The organism is Pseudomonas sp. SWRI68 (genome assembly GCF_014269165.1).
Taxonomy (GTDB): domain Bacteria; phylum Pseudomonadota; class Gammaproteobacteria; order Pseudomonadales; family Pseudomonadaceae; genus Aquipseudomonas; species Aquipseudomonas capeferrum.
On the sequence record NZ_JABWRU010000018.1, the window covers coordinates 1 to 13,919 of the forward strand.

The following is a 13,919-nucleotide window of genomic DNA, read 5'->3' on the forward strand; positions in this document are numbered from 1 at the left end:
TTCGGAAAGGGTAATGACGGTTGCTGGTCGGCCCATGTCGATGCCCTTGGAGAGTTGGCTTCTACAGAGCCTAGCTCAGATTTTCAGTGGTATTTGTGAAACACCACACTAAGGGCCTTAGAGACAATATCGGGCAGCTTACTGCAAGGGAAGCGACACGATGGCAGCCAGCCCACCAATGGCCCTGTTTTCCAGGCGCACCTGCCCCCCCAGCCGCTCGACGATAGTGGCCACGATGGATAACCCCAGCCCTGCGCCATTGGGGCTATTGCGGCTATAGAAGCGCTCGAATACCCGCACAAGATTCGCCTCGTCTAGACCTGGCCCTTCATCTTCGACAACCAGTTCGAAGCGATTGGCCAGGCGCCTGAGTGATACCGTGATACGCCCGCCAGGCGGTGAATGCTCTACCGCATTGGAAACCAGGTTCTGCAAGGCGATGCCCAGCGCTCCGGAGTCGATCATCAGGGCATGGTCACCTTCGCTGAGATCCAGCGAGGGCTCCAGGCCGCGATCCAGTATCCAGGGTGTGAGATCCGCCAGCACATCGGTGACCACTTCGCCCAAGTCGACACGGGTGACGCGCTGACCGAGGCGCGGCTCGACGCGGGCAAGGGTCAGCAACTGGTTGACCACCCGGGTCAGCCGGTCGACACCGCCAATTAAAAAGCCCAGGGCTTTCTGCCGCTCGGCATCGGTACTGGCGGCCTGTGCGTTTTGCGCATGCAGGCGCAGGATCGCCAGGGGCGTGCGCATCTCATGGGCGGCGTCGGCAATGAACCGATGCTCGCGCCGCAGCAGGTCATCGATCTGCGCAAGCAGGCGATTGATAGCCGCCTGCATGGGCTCAAGCTCGGTCGGCAACGGCACCAGTTGCAGGGGTTCGAGGGAGTCGGCATGGCGCGCACGAATCACATCGGCCATGTTCTGCAACGGGCGCAACCCCCAGCCGATGGCCGCCCAGACCAACAGCGCCAAGCCCAGGCTGCCGAGCAGGAACGGGAACAGGGTATGGCGTACGATGCGGTCGATCAGGTCGTAACGCACGTCGTCGCGCTCACCCACCCAGATCACCCACTGTTTTTCGGGTACCGGTAATACAAAGCCGCGCCATTGTTCGCCACCGCTGGCAAAATCGTAGAAGCCCGCCGCCGTAGGCGGTGCGTCGAGGGTCGGTGCACTGGGGGTGTGCACCAGCAACCGTGCTCCCTCCCCCCACACCTGGAACGCCAGCTTGCTCTCATAGGGGTGGCCCACACGGTGGCGCCCGGCCTTGCCCAACGCCTCGTCGAATGCCTGATACAGCTTTTCGCGGTTGCCATCCTGCACCGGCAGGCTCATCACTCCCTGCAACAGCCGGGCATTCTGAGCCATGTGAGCATCGTAGACTTCGTTGATCTCGCGTCGGCTGTCGTGATAGTTGTACAACGCCAACAAGCCGGTGCCGAGCAGCATCAGCACCATCACCCGCCACAGCGTGCGCTGGCGCAGCGAGCTCATACCTTGCCCTCGACCAGATAACCGATACCGCGCACCGTGCGGATCAGGCCGTTGAACAGTTTCTTGCGCAGGTGATAGATGTTCACTTCCAGCGTGTTGCTCTCAGGCTCCTCGTCCCAGCCATACAGCAGCTGGGTCAGCCGCTCACGCGTGAACACCTTGCCCGGTTGCGCCAGCAACTCGTGCAGCAGGCGATACTCCTTGGGCGTCAGTATCACGGGCACACCGTTGTAGTGCACCTGCTGAGTGGCAGGGTCCAGGCTTACGCCTGCGTGCTCGATGAGCACCTTGGCCCGGCCGGCGCTGCGCCTGAGCAAGGCGCGCAGGCGAGCCTTGAGCTCGTTGAGGTCGAAAGGCTTGACCAGGTAGTCGTCGGCACCGGCATCCAGGCCAGAGATACGGTCCTCGGTCGCATCGCGGGCAGTGAGGATCAGCACCGGCAGGCTGTTGCCCCCTGCCCTCACCCGTCGCAGCAGATCGATGCCGCCCAACCGCGGCAGCCCGAGGTCGAGGATCACCAGGTCGAACACTTCGTGTTGCAGGGCATGCAGCCCGCTCAGGCCATCGCGCAACCAGTCGAGGGTGTAGCCCTCCTGGCGCAACCCGTCGCAGATCCCCTCGCCCAGGGCGGTATCATCCTCAACCAGCAGCAGCCGCATGTTCAGTCCTGTTTGTCCTTGATGGCCTTGAGTAAAGCATCGATATCGCCACGCCGGCCCTGGTCGGCCAGCTCGCGGCCTGGCCGTGGCGGCGCCTGGCGTGCTTTTTCCAGGGCGGCGGTGGCTTCAGCGTAGCGTTTTTGCCGGAACAGATGATCGGCCCAGAAGTAATTGCTGTCGATACCGTTGGGGTTCACTTGCAGCGCCTTGCGCAATAAAGTGTCTGCCTTGTCGCTGTCACCGAACCCGATGGGCCAGCCCGGCACCTGGTCGTACAAAGTGCCCAGGCTGGTATAAGCCGAGCCCTGCAGGGCATTAGGGTCGAGTTTCATCGCCTCTTCGAGGCTGGCCTTGGCCGACTTGACCTTGCCCAGCGCCCCCAGGCCGCCGATGGCACCCGCCCAACTGCTGTTGATGATGCCCTCCCAGATCAAGGGTTCGGCCGAGCCCGGATGCTGATGGACCAGCGTAGAAGCGTCGGCTGCGAGTTTCTCGAACGCATCGGCGCGTTTGTCTTTAGGCGTTTGGTACTGGATCTGCGCCCAGCGCTGCTGCAAGTTAGCCAATTGTTGGCTGCCGGCCTGGTCCAGCGCCCAGGTGAGCGGTGCGAATGCCAGCAAGCCAGCGATGAACAGACGTTTCATTTGATCGACTCCTTGGAATGGCTAGCGAGGTAACGACGGATCACCGGCAGTTGCTTGCGCAATGCACGGTCGACCACGCCGGGCAACATGCCGTTGATGCGTACGAAGAGCTTTTCCGGCCAGCCCAGGTAAAGCTCCCTGCGCTCTGACTGCACGGCCTTGAGCACAGCGCGGGCCACATCTGCCGGGTCGTCCATGCCGACTTTCAGGGCCTTGTTGAGCGCCGTGGCAGCGGTGCTGTTCATCGCGGTGCGTGTTGCCCGGGGGGCGGCGTACATGACATTCACCGAGGTATCGGCCAGCTCGCGGCGCAGCGCCTCCGAGAAGCCGCGCAGGGCAAACTTGCTGGCGCAGTAGGTGGCATAGCCGGGGTAGCCGATCGAGCCGTAGGTGGAACCGACGTTGACCACCAGTGCCCTGGGTTGTGCGCGCAGCAGCGGCAGGCACACACGCGTCAGTTGCAGGGCGGCTTTGAGGTTGATGTCCAGCAACTCGTCCAGCGCCTGCTCGTCGATCTGATCGAACAGGGCAAAACGGTTCACGCCCGCGGCATTGATCAGGACGTTGACCCCGCCCATCTCCTGGGCACGGGCAAGCACCTGCTCGCGCCCCTCATGGCTGCGCAGATCGGCCGACTGCCAGAGCAGCCTGTCGTGATAACGGTTCATCAACCCGGCGAGTTTGCCCATCTGCCGGCTCACCGCCAGTACCCGGGCACCGGCTGCGCACAACTGCTCGGCCAGTTCCAGGCCGATGCCTCCGCTGGCGCCGGTGAGTATCACTACACACTCAGGCAAGCGCATGACGCACCTCTTGCAGGCCCGCACGCGGCAGCCCCTGGAACATATCGGTATACAGCCGGTAAACCACTTTGGCCGCTTGGATCACAGCCCGCTGGTCGTCAGCATCATCAAGGCGGTCCATTAACTGCCGGTAGGTGACCATGTGATCCTGGTCCAGCGCGCCATGGGAGCTGAGGTAGCTGAAGGCCCTGTCGGGCAACGCCAGCGTGCTCTGGATCGTGCCGGCGGCCTGGGTGGCCAGGGCAATGCTGGTGCCTTCGAGCACATTTACCATGCCAAACAGCCCGACCGGGTTGCCGCGGGCGATGATGTCGTAAAGGTAGGCGACCATCAGCTCGATCGGCAGTGCCGGGCGACCGTCACGTACCGCTTCCCAGTCGCCACCGCAGGCATTGATGTCATTGAGGATCCACTGCTCGTGGCCGTACTCTTCCTCGATGTATTCGCAGACGGCGCCGCGCAGCCATTCCAGGCGCGAAGGCAGGCGCGCCCCGCACGCCATCATCAGCGGCACGGTATGGCGTACATGGTGGTATGCCTGGGTCAGGAAGGCCACATAGCTGTCGAGGCTGACGTGCCCCGCCAACGCATCGCGTATGATCGGCACGGCGAACAGGGCCTGACGCTCCTGGCTGGTTTGCATTTGCAGGGTATCGAAAAAGGACATGGCAGACCTCACAACGGGATATCGGATAACAGGGAGTGGTAACGCCGCAGGATGGTCTCGCGGCGCGGGCGGCCATTGGCGGTCAGGGTGTCTTCGGTACTGGACAAGGGGCACGGCAGGCGACGCCAGGCATGGACCCTGGCGTAGTCCGGCAGCACGGCATTGCAATGCTGCACAGCCTGGTCGATGAGGGTGTCGGGGGTAGCGGGGTCCAGCGGCCAGAGCAATGCGAGGTTCTTTGGCAGGGCCTCGCCATGCACGAACGCCTGGGCGATCACGCCGCTCTGGGTCAGTTCGGCCTCCACCCACTCCGGGTTGACGTTGCGCCCGAAGCTGGTGATGAACTGGTGTTTCTTGCGACCATCGAGGTACAGGTAGCCCTCCTCGTCGAAATGGCCGAGGTCGCCGGTGGCCCACCAGCTATCGCAAACAGGTGGTTCCGCCAGATAGCCGAGCAACACCGAGCCCGCCACCAGCACCTCCCCGTCCTCGGCGATACGCACCTGCACATGGGGCAGCGGTTTGCCGACACTGCCTCGGCGGGCTGCGCCCGGCTGGTTCAAGGCCACCACCGAAGCGCACTCGGACAGGCCATAGCCCTCGAACACCGGCAGGCCGATCGCTTCGGCGCGGGCCAGCAAGCTGGGCGCCACCCGGGCACCGCCGACCGCAACGAACCGTAGCGCCCCCACCTGCATCAGCCCGCGCTCGATGGCAGTGATCAGCCCCATCAACAGCTGTGGCACCACAATCAGGCTCTGCGCGCCGCTCAGGGCGATAGCCCCCAGCAAGCGCTTGAAATCGACCTGGCTTGCACCGCCCATGCCCAGTTGCGCCTGGGGGTACAGCAGCAGACTCGCCCCGGCCATCAATGCGGCGTAGACCCCAAGGTTTTCCAGCAGCACACCAAGCGGCAGCACCGCCAGGTAACGCTGAGGTTCACAGGGCCGGCTGGCCACCTCCAGTTCCCGGGCGACACGCAACAGGGCTTCGACAGACAGGCACACGCCTTTGGGCTTGCCCGTACTGCCGGAGGTGTAGGTGATCTTGGCGGTGCCGGCAGGCAGCGCTGCAGCGGGCTCTGCCTCGCGAACCCAGAACACGTCCTGCTGAGCGAACCCCAGCTCGGCGAGCGTACCGTGCCATTGCGGGTCGCACAGCACATGGCTGGCACCACTCTGCTCAATGCAATGGCTGAACTGGGCAACACTGAAGAACGACGGGACGATTACACAGGGACGCTCGGCAAACAGCGCCGCCAAATCCCAGAACAGCAACTGCGGGCTGTTATCCAGCGCCAGTACCAGAGGGCCTGGCGAACACGTACGCAAGCTGTGGGTGCGTAACCCCACCTCTGCCAGCAACTGCCTGTAGGTGAAGCGCTCGGTCGCCCCTTGCACGGCAATGGCGTCAGCGTGATCGCGGGCAAACGTGACCAGCAGTTGATGAAAGCGCTCCAGTTCATGCGGCATGGCCAGCCTCCTGAAAGGCCGTTGGCAATCCCAGGCGCTGGAACACTCCAGCCTTGCTCAAGGCATCGAAGCCATGACCGATGCTGCCGGCAAAGACTTGCGGATGCTGAGCGTAGTAGTTACCCCATTGGTCCACCTGCCCATTCAGCCGAGCCGGGTCGGCCGACGCCAGTACCGATGGCACCAATCCCAGGCGCCGGAAACTGTTGATCAGCGTCGTCGCGCCGGTGAACGCCACCCACTTCAGGCCCCGTGTGGCCAGCAACCAGGTCACCGCTATGATCATGATTCGCGCGCTACCGGCACTGAGCGAGGCCAGGTTGCCGACTTCGACCATGCACTCACGCTCAAGGGGGCAGCCTGCTACGCGTGAAACTGCAGCTTCCAGCGGCTCATCCAGGTAGTGCTCGAGAAACAGCGGCCCGCTGCTGGCCGGGCGCAAGCCTGCGGCAGCAACCAGCCGACCATGGCTGTCGTGCAGCGCCAGCAGTTCTGGGAGGTAATGGTGCACATCAGCGTGGTGCACGCTGGCAAAACACTGATGAATGAAGTGTTCCAGCTCATCGCGGCCAGGGTCCTTGTGCAGATGAAGCGACAAGTGGGCGTGATTGTCGACGTGGCTGCCGATAGGCAATGGGAGCAGGCTGCTCCACTGAGACTGGGTCATGAAACTCCCCCCGTTTGGGCTTGATGGGGTGAGTATCAGTGGTCAATCTGAAGGGAATCTGAAGTCAAGGATTCGACCTTGGTCGCAGGGCGCGTGCTGATCGTTGGAGACAGAAGCCAGCGCGATAAGAGCGGCCACTGACTGACCTTTATCAATCACCCCGTGATGTTCAAGCGTAGAACCGACACGATGGCCTTTATCGGCCAAACTTCTGTCAGGGCCACAGGGGAACCACCGATGTTAACCGTCACACTGATCAACGCGCTGGTCGTGATGCTGGTGGTGGTGATTCATTACGAATGCCTGCTACGCCTGAACGACTGGCTACCGCGGCTCAAGCTCTGGAGCCGGTTTCGCATCGTCATCGGAGTGTTCGGCGCGTTGGCGGCCCACGCACTGGAAGTCTGGTGCTTTGCCCTGGCCTATTACCTGATGGCCAATGCCAAAGGCTGGGGTACGCTGAGCGGCAACTTCGATGGCACATTCATGGACTGCGTGTACTTCTCATTTACCACCTACACCACCATCGGCTTTGGCGATATCGCGCCAAGTGGCGACCTCAAATACCTCACAGGCCTGCAGGCGCTGACGGGCCTGGTGATGATCACCTGGACGGCCTCCTTTCTGTTTCTGGAAATGCAGAAGTACTGGAAGACCAAGTAGCGAGGCGTGGGGAAATCAGCGCGGCAATTGACAACTATCAAGTACGCAAAAGGCGCCGCGTTGAAACTGTACCTCCTTTGTACACCCCCAAATATAAGGAGGCTTGCCATGGCATCCGCCGAAACACCCCGCCCCCACGCCGCAGCGTCATTTCCTGCCACCACCGGCGAACACTGGATCGAAGCGCTCGACAACGGCACCCATGTGCTGATCAGGCCTTTGCAGCCCAAAGACCGCCAGCGCGAGAAGAACTTTATCGAACGCCTGTCGCCACAGTCGCGCCACTTCCGCTTCCTGTGCCAACTCACGGAGCCTGGCGAAGCCATGCTGGATCAACTGATGGTCGTCGACCACGACCAGCATATGGCCTATGTGGCCCTCGCCCATGTCGACGGTGAACTGCAGGAGGTTGGTATTTCCCGTTACGCGACCCGATCGGGTAGTGAAGAATGCGAGTGCGCCGTCACCGTCCTCGATAGCTGGCAGCGTCACGGTTTGGGTACATTGCTGCTCCAGCACCTGATCGACCACGCACGCGCCCAGGGCCTGCGGCACATGTATTCCATGGACGCTGCGGCCAATGTGGCGATGCGCGACCTGGCTCAGGCAGCAGGGTTTACCAGCGCCAGAGACCCGGATGACCCAAGCCAGTTGATTCACCGGCTTTCGCTGGCCTGAGGCGATGCCGCAGCGGTGGCCTCCGGCAGCAGGTCCAGTTGCTCCAGACACTGCCGCTCATCGGCCGCGGTCACCCCCTCGAACGCCCTGACTTCAAGCAACGGCGTATTGAACAGGGCCAGCCGGATGACGCCGTTGCGATCCAGAAACGTTTGCGCCAGGCACTGGCAGACCGATTTGGCCACCAGTGCGGCGAACGCTCGATCCTCTGGCAGATCAATCTGTGCCTGCAAGTGGGTCTCGCACCCGCTCACAATGCCTTGTACGGAACGGCTGGCGAGCACGAGTGTGCTTATGCCCAGCACGGCGAACAGTAGCAGCATGCCCAGCATAATGTTCGACTCTCTGGCCACACCCCGGATCAAGGCAAGCCTCGCTTGCCAACCTGTGCCCTGCTCGGAAAAAATGGTCTCGCCCACAGCGCCCTTGAAACAGCGCTGCACGGCCAACCCGACCGCCGCGCTCAGCGCCAGCACTGCCAGCACAATGACCGGGGCACGCATGGGCAGCCGCCAGGCCGGGCCCAGCACCTGATACACCGAGGCGGCAACCACCAGCGTGGCAATTGCCGCGATCCATCCAAGGCTGCCCCTGGGACGTGTTACCCAGGCCCTGAGCTTTGCCCTTGCTTGCATATTCATGAGAACCTCCAGCACCGTGCTAGCGCACAGGGTCTATGGCAACCGTTTCCAGGTGCTCGGGCACGCACACCTGCCAGCCGAGCTCGAGGCTTATCCGTCGACGCAAGGTGTCCGCAGCATGCGGTTCGCCATGAATGACGTAGGTTTGCCGCGGTGGCCGGGTGAACCCGCGTAACCACTCCATGATTTCGTCCGCATCGGCATGCGCCGACAGGTTGTCCATGGCAAAGACCTGCGCCCGGATCGGCACATCTTCGCCATGCAGGCGCACGCTGCGCGCGCCGGCAACAATATCGGCACCCCGAGTACCGCCTGCCTGAAAGCCGGAGAACAGGATGCTGTTATGAGGATTGGGCGCCAGCGCCTTGAGGTGGTGCAACACCCGCCCCCCCGTGGCCATGCCGCTTGCGGCAATGATCACCGCAGGTTCGCGCAGCTGATCCAGGTGCCTGGATTCATCGACCGTACGGATGATCTGTGTGCCTTTGCACATCTGCGCGCACTCCAGCGCCGTCAGGCGGTGCTCACGCCTGAACTGCTGGTACAGGGCCGTGGCATCCATCGCCATCGGGCTGTTGAGATACACGGGTATGTCGGGTATCAGCCCGTCGCGCTTGAGCGTGTACAGGTAGTACATCAACAGTTGCGCACGGCCAATGGCAAATGACGGTACCAGCGTGATGCCATGGCGCAGCAGGGTCTGGTTGATCACATCGGCCAGGTAACGCTCCGGAGCCTGAGCAGGGTGCGAACGGTCACCATAGGTCGATTCCACCAGCAGCGCATCGGCCGCACCGATCAGCTCGGGCGCGCGCATCACGGGGTCGTGGGGCCGCCCCAGATCGCCTGATGACACCAGCGTCTGGCCATCTACCGTCAGTTGCACGGTCGCCGCGCCCAGAATGTGCCCGGCCGTGCGCAGCAACAGTTCGATACCGGGCGCGATCTGGGTGCGATGGTGCAACGCGACGGGCCTGAACAGCTGCAGTGCGCGCTTGGCATCCTGCTCGGTGTACAAGGGGCGGGCCGGCGAATGCTTGGAATAACCATGACGATTGGCATGTTCGGCCTGCTCCTCCTGCAGCCGGGCGCTGTCGAGCAACAGGATTTCAGCCAGGGCACAGGTCGCAGGGGTGGCATATACAGGCCCGCAGAAGCCTTCGCGCGCCAACACCGGCAGGTATCCGCTGTGGTCCAAGTGGGCATGGGTGAGTACCACCGCATCGACCGCACGCAGTGCCGCTGGCAGTGGCTCCCAGTTACGCAAGCGCAGTTGCTTGTAGCCCTGGAAAAGCCCGCAGTCGATCAGCACCCGTGTCGAATCACGCGTCAGCAGGAACTTGCTGCCCGTCACCGTGCCCGTACCGCCGAAAAAGGTCAGTTGCATGGCGGTGGCTCCCAGGTGTCGATCACGCAGGGATGAACGGTCAGCACGCTGCACGGTGGATCGCTCACCATACGTTCGGTGGTGTCGCCCAGCAGCTTGCTCAAACCCTTGGGCTGCACTACCCCCAGGACCAGTACGTCGATATCTAGGGCCGCTACCTGCTCCCGGATCACGTGCACTGCCCCGCCTTCCTTGAAATGCCGGCAATCGAGGGGCACACCTTCGGCATCGGCCAATGCATCGAAGGACACCTGCAAGGCATCACGCATCTCCTCGACCCAGGTCTGCGCAACCAGCATGTCCGGGGCAAACACACCAACCAGGTCATATGCCGAGAGCAGGTGCAACTGCGCATCGCATTGCAGCGCCAGCGCATCGGCTGCCCGGATGAGGGCGCGATTGAATAGCATCTGGGCATCGGGTTCATCGTGCAAGGCGGTGTCCACGGCTATCAGTATGCGTTTGGGCAAGGACGCGGCTGCCCGGGGCACGAAATGCATCAAGCCTTGGTACGATCGCATCAGCGCGCAGTCCAGCGGCGTGCCGAAAAACCGGGCCAGTGCCGGTGTTGTTTCGGTGTCCTTGATGACCATATCGGGCTTGAGCTCGCGGATGTAGTCGGCTGCCTGGTCGCGCAGGTCTTCTGCCTTGACGATATCCACCGTCAGATAGGTATTACTGGACCGGTGATGTTCGACCAGTTCCACAAGCTGCTTGCGATAGAGCCCGTATTGGCGCTGCAGCTCGGCTTCGTTCAGCCGCTCCTGGTGTAAAGAATGCGCCTCGTACGGCTCGAACAGCCCAACGATATGCACCGCTGCGCCGCTGACCTGCGCCAGGGCAAGTGCCCGGCGCAGAGCCGCCGAGTGCGGGTCTATGTCTGTAAGCAGCACCAGCAGTTGTCGATACTGACCCATGGGAAACCTCCGGCCGCACGCGGCGATGGCAAGTAGCACCGATCTTCGAGCGCCCTACCCTTCAGCGCTTGATGCAGATCAGAAAGTCATCACCCGCGCACCAACTTGATCAATGTCAGAACCGTACCGACGCCTCACGGTACAACCAGTACAGCCCACGTTGATCAGGCCCTCTGGAGGCCCTATGAACAATCAGTTGCTGGAAACCGAAGACACAAGCGAACACTGGGTAGACACCCTTGCTGACGGCACAGCCGTGCTGATTCGCCCGCTGCGCGATGATGATCACGAACGGGACAGACGCTTTGTGAGCACGATCAGCCATGAGGCCCGGCGTTTTCGTTTTCTCGCCGGACTCAGCGGTGGCTTGCCCGGCCTTGACGCGCAGTTGATGCCGGTTGACGGTCACCAGCGCATGGCCTACGTAGCGCTGGCCCATGCGAATGGCCAGCTGCATCAGCTTGGCGTAAGCCGCTATGCCGCGACCCCGGGTAGCCACAATTGCGAATGTGCCGTCGCTGTCAGTGAACAATGGCAACGCAAAGGGCTGGGCAAGCTGTTGCTGCAGCACCTGATCGAAGCAGCTCGGCGCAATGGCTACCAGTGCATGGTGTCCAGGGACCTGTCGAGCAACTACGCCATGCACCGGCTGACCAAGGCGCTGGGCTTCAGTTCGCGCTACCTGGGCGGCGATGTCAGCGAAATCCTCCATGAGCTTGACCTGCGCGCCTGAAACAAGGCCCTTGCGGGCCTTGCACTTCAACCTTGCGAATGCTCGGGCGAGATCACCAGAACACTGCTGCTGAGCCGATGCAGGATGCGCTCGGCCGTACTGCCGATAAACCAGCCGATACCATGATGGTGGTAGCTCCCCATCACCAGCACATCGATATCGTTGTTGTCCATGAACAGCGCCAGCACCTTGGTCGGGTCCCCCACCCGCATGTGGCGGTGCTCGGCGGGGATCCCGTTGCGTTCGGCCAATGCCTGGAAGGCATCGGCCTGAGCCTCGTGAAGTGTCCGTGACAGGTTCGAATCGAACAGGAATGAATGTTCCCGACTGCCTTCGGTGTCCAGGTACATGGAACTCATATCGTAGGCATACAGCAGTTCGATCTGGGCGTTGCATTGCAAGGCCATCTTGAGAGCTTCGCTGATGATATGGTCGTTGAAGCCTTCGAACTGGTCCTCCGGGCGAGAAAGGTCAACCGCTGCAAGTATCCGCCGCGGCAGGGCATTGCTGGCGTTGTGTACAAGGTGTAGGGGAATTCGGGTGTCGCGCAGTAACTGCACGTCGAGCGAGGTGAACATGGCTCGCATCCACCACGGCTCATGCTCCAGCCCCTTGATCAGCAGGGCGAACGGCTGCTCACGCAGATGCACCTGGATCTCGTCCAGCGGATTTTGCACCCACAAAACCTCCGTGGTTACTGTCACGCCGTTGCGGCGCATCGACAGTGCCTGGGTTTCCAGCCAGGCACGGTGTTGCTGAACATAGCCCTCACGCATGACCGCCAACGCCTGGTCGTTGACCAGGCCGGCAGTGGCCAGGCCCTCAAGGTAGTCAAAGGCGACGATGTGCAATGGCATACCCTTGGCTTTGGCCAGGGCCGCCGCACGGTCATACACCGGCGTGCGGCGCATCAAGGGCGATGCGATCAGAAGAAGTCGTTGCGGGTTGGTCATGGCACACCTCTGCGGGCTCGATGAGTACCTTGATGATCTGACAGCGGCGCCTGTGCGGTTTGATGTTTATCAAAAGTCAGAGGGCACTGATCAACGGCTGCCGCCGTTTGACGCAAAATTGACACGGATCAAGACTTACACGCTTTTTAGGCGCACGCTGCTAACAATCAGCGATGCCCCGGAGGCATGCCATGGCACTCATGAAAGCGGCCATTTATGTCGAAAAGAACCGCATCGTGCTGGAAGACAAGCCCATCCCTGAGATCGGCCCGCTAGATGCGCTGATGCGCATCAGCACCACGACGATCTGTGGCACCGATGTGCATATCCTGCGTGGCGAGTATCCAGTGGCCAAAGGGCTGACCGTCGGCCACGAGCCAGTGGGTGTCATCGAAAAACTGGGCTCAGAGGTTCGCGGATTCCACGAAGGGCAACGCGTCATCGCTGGCGCCATCACCCCAAGCGGCTACAGCAATGCCTGCCTGTGTGGCTGTGGCGCACAGGACGGCGCCGGAACGGCGCATGGTTTCAAGGCCATCGGTGGCTGGAAGTTCGGCAATGTCATTGACGGTTGCCAAGCTGAATACGTGCGGGTGCCGGACGCGATGGCCAACCTCTCCCCCATTCCTGACAGCCTCAACGATGAACACGTGCTGATGTGCCCCGATATCATGTCCACTGGCTTTTCCGGTGCAGAACGCGGGGGCGTGACAATCGGCGATACCGTCGCCGTGTTCGCCCTGGGCCCGATCGGCCTGTGCGCGGTCGCCGGCGCCAAAATGCTGGGCGCCACCACCATCATCGGCGTGGACACCGTGGCGGCGCGCATCAGCGTGGCACGCGAAATGGGGGCTTCACACGTAGTCGACTTCAAGCAAGGCAACGTGGTGGCGCAGATCATGGCGCTGACCGATGGCCGTGGCGTAGATGTAGCCATCGAAGCGCTAGGCACCCAGGCCACCTTCGAATGGGCACTGCGGGTGCTGCGCCCCGGCGGCACGTTGTCCAGCCTGGGCGTGTACAACGCCGACCTGCGCATCCCCGTGGATGCATACGCTGCCGGCCTTGGCGATTACCGCATCGTGAGCACACTGTGCCCCGGCGGCAAAGAGCGGATGCGCCGGTTGATGGCGGTGGTTGCCAGTGGCCGCGTCGACGTTTCCCCCTTGGTCACCCACCGTTTCCGGCTCGATGATATCGAAGCTGCCTACGAATTGTTCGCCAACCAGCGCGACGGCGTGATGAAGGTGGCGATCACGCCCTGAACCTCGCCACGCCGTCGGCAAGGACGCCATTGCCCCCTATCGATAGGCAGTCCCTTGCTCATGCATGCACTGGAGGTTCCGATGAACGTCTACGTCGAGAAAAGCGCCAACGACAATCGCTGGTGGGTACACATGGACGAGTGGCGGGTGAGTTTCAGAACACCCATAGAAGCCGAACGGTTCGTGGGCGTGCTGACCGCCCGCCTCAACGCGCCTCATTCACTGTACAAGATCACCACCGTCGCTTTCAGACCTGCGAAGGAGGCATGA

The 13,919-nt window shown here is 62.1% G+C and carries 16 protein-coding genes; 5 read left to right on the top strand and 11 right to left on the bottom strand.

Translation table 11 applies throughout. The annotated features are described in order from the left end of the window. Positions 1 to 138: 138 nt before the first annotated feature. From HU770_RS21050 to HU770_RS21080, 7 genes are read right to left on the bottom strand one after another with little or no spacing between them, the layout of a single operon-like run. A complete protein-coding gene (locus HU770_RS21050) occupies positions 139 to 1,500 on the bottom strand; it encodes an ATP-binding protein (protein ID WP_186665305.1) in 1,362 nt (453 codons plus the stop codon). Next, a complete protein-coding gene (locus HU770_RS21055) occupies positions 1,497 to 2,159 on the bottom strand; it encodes a response regulator (protein WP_033697875.1) in 663 nt (220 codons plus the stop codon). Before HU770_RS21055 ends, HU770_RS21050 begins: the two co-directional genes overlap by 4 nt. Positions 2,160 to 2,161: 2 nt before the next feature. Further along, the gene (locus HU770_RS21060; protein ID WP_186653233.1) at positions 2,162 to 2,803 is read right to left on the bottom strand and encodes a hypothetical protein; all 642 of its coding nucleotides are present in this window, start codon (positions 2,801 to 2,803) and stop codon (positions 2,162 to 2,164) included. After that, entirely contained in the window at positions 2,800 to 3,606 is an 807-nt protein-coding gene (locus HU770_RS21065) for an SDR family oxidoreductase (RefSeq protein ID WP_186653236.1), read from the bottom strand. The genes HU770_RS21060 and HU770_RS21065 overlap by 4 nt, the downstream gene beginning before the upstream one ends. Then, entirely contained in the window at positions 3,593 to 4,273 is a 681-nt protein-coding gene (locus HU770_RS21070) for an iron-containing redox enzyme family protein (protein WP_186665307.1), read from the bottom strand. The genes HU770_RS21065 and HU770_RS21070 overlap by 14 nt, the downstream gene beginning before the upstream one ends. An 8-nt stretch (positions 4,274 to 4,281) precedes the next feature. Further along, positions 4,282 to 5,745, bottom strand: coding sequence for an AMP-binding protein (locus HU770_RS21075; protein ID WP_186665309.1), 1,464 nt, complete (start codon positions 5,743 to 5,745; stop codon positions 4,282 to 4,284). After that, complete coding sequence (locus HU770_RS21080; RefSeq protein WP_186653247.1) at positions 5,735 to 6,412, bottom strand: thermostable hemolysin; 678 nt, start codon at positions 6,410 to 6,412, stop codon at positions 5,735 to 5,737. The genes HU770_RS21075 and HU770_RS21080 overlap by 11 nt, the downstream gene beginning before the upstream one ends. A 237-nt stretch (positions 6,413 to 6,649) precedes the next feature. Between HU770_RS21080 and HU770_RS21085 the strand changes: the two genes are divergently transcribed. Both HU770_RS21085 and HU770_RS21090 read left to right on the top strand, forming a co-directional pair. Beyond that, entirely contained in the window at positions 6,650 to 7,075 is a 426-nt protein-coding gene (locus HU770_RS21085) for a potassium channel family protein (RefSeq protein WP_033697881.1), read from the top strand. Between the two features lie 108 nt (positions 7,076 to 7,183). Further along, positions 7,184 to 7,753, top strand: a complete 570-nt coding sequence (locus tag HU770_RS21090; protein ID WP_033697883.1) for a GNAT family N-acetyltransferase — start codon at positions 7,184 to 7,186, stop codon at positions 7,751 to 7,753. Here HU770_RS21090 and HU770_RS21095 read toward each other — a convergent pair. From HU770_RS21095 to HU770_RS21105, 3 genes are read right to left on the bottom strand one after another with little or no spacing between them, the layout of a single operon-like run. After that, positions 7,732 to 8,394: a hypothetical protein gene (locus tag HU770_RS21095; RefSeq protein ID WP_186653667.1), complete on the bottom strand. Its 663-nt coding sequence runs from the start codon at positions 8,392 to 8,394 to the stop codon at positions 7,732 to 7,734. The two genes, HU770_RS21090 and HU770_RS21095, sit on opposite strands and share 22 nt — an antisense overlap. Positions 8,395 to 8,413: 19 nt before the next feature. Then, on the bottom strand, positions 8,414 to 9,781 hold the full coding sequence (locus HU770_RS21100) for an MBL fold metallo-hydrolase (protein ID WP_186665311.1): 1,368 nt from the start codon (positions 9,779 to 9,781) through the stop codon (positions 8,414 to 8,416). Further along, a complete protein-coding gene (locus tag HU770_RS21105) occupies positions 9,772 to 10,698 on the bottom strand; it encodes a universal stress protein (protein ID WP_186665313.1) in 927 nt (308 codons plus the stop codon). The genes HU770_RS21100 and HU770_RS21105 overlap by 10 nt, the downstream gene beginning before the upstream one ends. Before the next feature lie 184 nt (positions 10,699 to 10,882). Between HU770_RS21105 and HU770_RS21110 the strand changes: the two genes are divergently transcribed. Then, positions 10,883 to 11,431, top strand: a complete 549-nt coding sequence (locus tag HU770_RS21110; protein ID WP_186665315.1) for a GNAT family N-acetyltransferase — start codon at positions 10,883 to 10,885, stop codon at positions 11,429 to 11,431. 26 nt (positions 11,432 to 11,457) lie between these two features. Here HU770_RS21110 and HU770_RS21115 read toward each other — a convergent pair whose 3' ends face one another. Then, positions 11,458 to 12,384: a universal stress protein gene (locus HU770_RS21115; RefSeq protein ID WP_186665317.1), complete on the bottom strand. Its 927-nt coding sequence runs from the start codon at positions 12,382 to 12,384 to the stop codon at positions 11,458 to 11,460. Between the two features lie 191 nt (positions 12,385 to 12,575). Between HU770_RS21115 and HU770_RS21120 the strand changes: the two genes are divergently transcribed. Both HU770_RS21120 and HU770_RS21125 read left to right on the top strand, forming a co-directional pair. After that, positions 12,576 to 13,649 carry an NAD(P)-dependent alcohol dehydrogenase gene (locus HU770_RS21120; RefSeq protein WP_186653267.1) on the top strand — a complete coding sequence of 358 codons (1,074 nt, stop codon included), beginning with the start codon at positions 12,576 to 12,578 and terminating at the stop codon, positions 13,647 to 13,649. An 81-nt stretch (positions 13,650 to 13,730) separates the two neighbouring features. Further along, positions 13,731 to 13,919 carry a hypothetical protein gene (locus HU770_RS21125; protein ID WP_186653269.1) on the top strand — a complete coding sequence of 63 codons (189 nt, stop codon included), beginning with the start codon at positions 13,731 to 13,733 and terminating at the stop codon, positions 13,917 to 13,919.

Bases quoted from the DNA above. Each gene is read 5' to 3' on its own strand.
- HU770_RS21105 (WP_186665313.1), bottom strand. From the start codon at position 10,698: ATGGGTCAGTATCGACAACTGCTGGTGCTGCTTACAGACATAGACCCG.
- HU770_RS21095 (WP_186653667.1), bottom strand. From the start codon at position 8,394: ATGAATATGCAAGCAAGGGCAAAGCTCAGGGCCTGGGTAACACGTCCC.
- HU770_RS21070 (WP_186665307.1), bottom strand. From the start codon at position 4,273: ATGTCCTTTTTCGATACCCTGCAAATGCAAACCAGCCAGGAGCGTCAG.
- HU770_RS21100 (WP_186665311.1), bottom strand. From the start codon at position 9,781: ATGCAACTGACCTTTTTCGGCGGTACGGGCACGGTGACGGGCAGCAAG.
- HU770_RS21065 (WP_186653236.1), bottom strand. From the start codon at position 3,606: ATGCGCTTGCCTGAGTGTGTAGTGATACTCACCGGCGCCAGCGGAGGC.
- HU770_RS21050 (WP_186665305.1), bottom strand. From the start codon at position 1,500: ATGAGCTCGCTGCGCCAGCGCACGCTGTGGCGGGTGATGGTGCTGATG.
- HU770_RS21120 (WP_186653267.1), top strand. From the start codon at position 12,576: ATGGCACTCATGAAAGCGGCCATTTATGTCGAAAAGAACCGCATCGTG.
- HU770_RS21055 (WP_033697875.1), bottom strand. From the start codon at position 2,159: ATGCGGCTGCTGCTGGTTGAGGATGATACCGCCCTGGGCGAGGGGATC.
- HU770_RS21110 (WP_186665315.1), top strand. From the start codon at position 10,883: ATGAACAATCAGTTGCTGGAAACCGAAGACACAAGCGAACACTGGGTA.
- HU770_RS21115 (WP_186665317.1), bottom strand. From the start codon at position 12,384: ATGACCAACCCGCAACGACTTCTTCTGATCGCATCGCCCTTGATGCGC.
- HU770_RS21090 (WP_033697883.1), top strand. From the start codon at position 7,184: ATGGCATCCGCCGAAACACCCCGCCCCCACGCCGCAGCGTCATTTCCT.
- HU770_RS21080 (WP_186653247.1), bottom strand. From the start codon at position 6,412: ATGACCCAGTCTCAGTGGAGCAGCCTGCTCCCATTGCCTATCGGCAGC.
- HU770_RS21075 (WP_186665309.1), bottom strand. From the start codon at position 5,745: ATGCCGCATGAACTGGAGCGCTTTCATCAACTGCTGGTCACGTTTGCC.
- HU770_RS21125 (WP_186653269.1), top strand. From the start codon at position 13,731: ATGAACGTCTACGTCGAGAAAAGCGCCAACGACAATCGCTGGTGGGTA.
- HU770_RS21060 (WP_186653233.1), bottom strand. From the start codon at position 2,803: ATGAAACGTCTGTTCATCGCTGGCTTGCTGGCATTCGCACCGCTCACC.
- HU770_RS21085 (WP_033697881.1), top strand. From the start codon at position 6,650: ATGTTAACCGTCACACTGATCAACGCGCTGGTCGTGATGCTGGTGGTG.